At 72.6% G+C, this 2,424-nt stretch carries 2 protein-coding genes and 1 pseudogene; all 3 read left to right on the forward strand.

The window, feature by feature from the left end; translation table 11 throughout:
* Positions 1–29 precede the first annotated feature (29 nt).
* Positions 30–1,024, forward strand: a pseudogene (locus tag BMG07_RS45295) (glycerol-3-phosphate dehydrogenase/oxidase); the annotation flags it as partial.
* Between the two features lie 66 nt (positions 1,025–1,090).
* Positions 1,091–1,552, forward strand: a complete 462-nt coding sequence (locus BMG07_RS45300) for a glycerol-3-phosphate dehydrogenase C-terminal domain-containing protein (protein WP_374221476.1) — start codon at positions 1,091–1,093, stop codon at positions 1,550–1,552.
* A gap of 109 nt (positions 1,553–1,661) precedes the next feature.
* Positions 1,662–2,327: a class II aldolase/adducin family protein gene (locus BMG07_RS40410; protein WP_198089177.1), complete on the forward strand. Its 666-nt coding sequence runs from the start codon at positions 1,662–1,664 to the stop codon at positions 2,325–2,327.
* The last annotated feature ends 97 nt before the right edge of the window (positions 2,328–2,424 follow it).

The raw sequence follows: 2,424 nt of genomic DNA on the forward strand, positions 1-2,424 counted from the left end.
CCTGCGACCTGGTGGTGATCGGCGCGGGCGTGACCGGTGCGGGCGCCGCGCTCGACGCGGCGGCGCGCGGCCTGTCGGTGGTGCTGGTGGACGCCGGCGACATCGCGGCGGGCACCTCTCGCGCTCGGGCAAGACCTTTCACGGCGGCCTGCGCTACCTGGAGCAACTGAACTTCAAGCTCGTCGCGCACGCCATCGAGGAGCGCGACCTGATGGTGAAGACGCTGTGCCCGCACATCGCGCGGCCCGAGTCATTTGTCTACCCACTCACGCGGTCGTGGTGGGAGCGGCCCTACGTGGGCGCGGGCGTGCTGCTGTACGACCTGTTCGGCCTGAAGGGCGGCGCGGTGCCGTGGCAGAAGCACTTCGGCCGCCGCGCGCTGAAGGCGCACGTACCGTCGATCGACCACCGGCGCGTGGTCGGCGGCATCCAGTACTACGACGCGCTGATGGACGACGCGCGCCACACGCTGGCCGTGGTGCGCACCGCGGCGGGCCGCGGCGTGAAGGTGGTGACGCGCGCGCCGGTCACGGGCTTTCTCAAGGCTGAGGAAGACGGCCGCGTGGCCGGCGTGGTGGTGCGCGACACGCTCACCGGCCAGACGCATCGCATCGCCGCGCGCGCCGTGATCAACGCGGCCGGCATCTGGGCCGACGAGCTGCAGCAGCTGGCCGGCGCCAACACCTTCAGCGTGCAGCCGGCCAAGGGCGTGCACGTGCTGCTGCGGCCCGAGGCGCTGCAGTCGGACACCAGCATCCTGGCGCGCGCCACCGACTCGGTGATCATCGCGCGGCGCTGGTACGGCTACTGGCTGGTGGGCACCACCGATTCGCCGTGGACCGGCGGCAAGTCGCAGCCCGTGGCCGAGGCGGCCGACGTCGACTACCTGCTCGACAACCTCAACCGCTACCTCGAGCGCAAGGTGGGCCGCGCCGACGTGCTCGGCATCTTCGCCGGCCTGCGCCCGCTGCTGAAGTCGGTGGGCGACAACGCGGACGCCACCAGCGCACTGTCGCGCGACCACGCGGTCATTGCCGGGCCGCCAAGGTTGACCACCATCGTCGGCGGCAAGTACACCACCTACCGCCGCATGGCGAGCGACGCGGTCGATGCCGCCGTGCAGCCGCTGGGCGTGGCCACGCCCTCGTGCACCGCCACGCTGCCGCTGGTCGGCGCGGCGCAATGGGCCCAGGTGAAGGACAGCGGCGCGCAACTCGCGCAGCGCTTCGGCATGCAGCCGGCGGACGCCGCGCGCCTGCTGCAGCGCCACGGCGACCGCGTGCGCGACCTGCGCGCGCTGGCTGACGCCGACCCCGCGCTGGGCCGCCCGCTGCCCGGCGCCGCGCAGTACCTGGCCGCCGAGCTGGTGTACGCGGTGCTCGCCGAAGGCGCGCAGACGCTGGTCGACGTGCTGGTGCGGCGCACCCACCTGTCGATCGAGCTGCCCGACGGCGCGCTGGCGCTGGCGCCCTTCGTGGCCGCGCTGGTGGCGCCGTACCTGGGCTGGTCGCGCGGCAGACCCAAGCCGAACTCGAAGCGTACGGCGCGTTGATCCGCGTCGAACGCGCCGCACTGGAAACCGTGCGCGGGCGGCCCGCCGCGCCGCACGGCATGGCCCAGGCCTCTCCCACCTCCACGGCGCTCGCGCCTGAACGGACACCATGAACGAAGAACACGCATTGCGCGAAAGCATCGTGCGCCACTGCAAGCAACTGGCATCGGCGCACCTGTCGGAAGGCACCTCGGGCAACATCAGCGTGCGCTTCGGGCGCGGCGGCGAAGCGGGCCTGCTGATCAGCCCGAGCGGCGTGGACTACGCTGACCTGCGCGCCGAATCGCTGGCCTGGGTGCGCATGGACGGCGACTGGCAAGGGCCGCTCAAGCCCAGCTCGGAGTGGCGCTTTCACCGCGACATCTACGCCGCCCAGCCCGAGGCCGGCGCCGTGGTGCATGCGCACCCGGTGCATGCCACCGCGCTGGCGGTGCAGCGACTGTCGATACCGCCCTTTCATTACATGGTGGCGGCCGCGGGCGGCCACGACATCCGCTGCGCGCCCTATGCCACCTACGGCACCGAAGAACTGTCGCAGCACGCGCTGGCCGCGCTCGAAGGCCGGCGCGCCTGCCTGCTGGCCAACCACGGCCTGATCGCCACCGGCCCCGACCTGCGTCAGGCCTTTGCGCTGGCCATCGAGGTCGAGACGCTGTCGCACCAGTACCTGCTGGCGCGCTCCTGCGGCGAGCCCGTGATGCTGGACGCCGACGAGATGGACCGCGTGCTCGAAAAATTCAAGTCCTACGGCGCCAACGCGCAGACCGCGCCATGACGCACGGCGCCGCGCCGCTGTTCGTGGGCATCGACATCGGCACGTCGGGCGTGCGCGCGGTGGCCGTCGACGGCGCGGGCGAGGCACAGGGGCAAGG

Origin of the sequence: Variovorax sp. E3 (assembly GCF_016082275.1) — a bacterium.
GTDB lineage: Bacteria > Pseudomonadota > Gammaproteobacteria > Burkholderiales > Burkholderiaceae_C > Variovorax.

Excerpts from the sequence above, each read along its gene's own strand:
- BMG07_RS40410 (WP_198089177.1), top strand. The coding sequence starts at position 1,662 with ATGAACGAAGAACACGCATTGCGCGAAAGCATCGTGCGCCACTGCAAG.
- BMG07_RS45300 (WP_374221476.1), top strand. The coding sequence starts at position 1,091 with ATGGCGAGCGACGCGGTCGATGCCGCCGTGCAGCCGCTGGGCGTGGCC.